Here is a 962-nt window from a genome sequence, read left to right on the forward strand (position 1 = left end):
CAAAATATTCTAATAGCCCTTCGGGCAACAAATAACGGGCTAATTCTGTATTCAAAATCTAATTACTTTTTTTCCAAAGATAAGATTCTCCCCAATAATTATTCTTGATCCCAAAAAGCACTAGAATTACTAGTGAATTTGCTGCTTTTTTAAAACAAATCAGTCTGTAATAATGCTACAAGTACATCTGTTGTAGCAACCTTTTACGGAGTAAGCCCTAGAAACTTACAGAGGCTATACAAAGATTATTTAATTGATTTTAATCAATGGAACCAAAAACCACATGCTGAACAACGGTTGCTTTTTCCTGAAAATACTGGAAGCTATCTTTCCATAGATGAAACAGCATTTTCTAATGGAGATTTTTATACTTCCGTGACTAATAAAAATGCGAATGGAAAAAAAGGTGCTTTACTGGCCATGATTAAAGGTACTAAAGCTGAAGATGTTATTAGAATTCTTCATAAAATAGCTTTAACACAAAGAAAAAAAGTAATTGAAGTAACCTTAGACATGGCAGGAAACATGGGGTTAATCGTTAAAAAATCATTTCCAAAAGCAGTACTAGTTATAGATTGATTTCATGTGCAAAAATTAGCTTTAGATGCTTTGCATGAAATAAGAATTAAACATCGTTGGGAAGCAATAGATAAAGAAAACGACGCCATAGAAAACGCTAGAAATAACTCCTTAAAATATGTTCCTGAACTACTACCAAATGGAGATACTCTAAAACAATTATTAGCTAGAAGTAAATATCTATTATATAAATCTAGTAACAAGTGGACTAACACCCAACAGGAAAGAGCTGAAATACTTTTTAAAAATTATCGAGATATAGAAAAGGCATACAATTTATGTCAAAACTTATCCTGGATTTATAATCAAACAAAAGATAAAACTGTTGCCTTAATTAGACTTGCTAAATGGGATGAAAATGTAAGACAAGCGAAGTTTAAAAG

At 31.1% G+C, this 962-nt stretch carries 1 pseudogene; it reads left to right on the forward strand.

The annotated features are described in order from the left end of the window. Window positions 1–375: 375 nt before the first annotated feature. Window positions 376–962: pseudogene (locus MPF19_RS19085) on the forward strand (ISAon1 family transposase); the annotation flags it as partial.

The organism is Polaribacter sp. Z014 (genome assembly GCF_023555435.1).
In the GTDB taxonomy this organism is placed as follows: Bacteria; Bacteroidota; Bacteroidia; order Flavobacteriales; family Flavobacteriaceae; genus Polaribacter.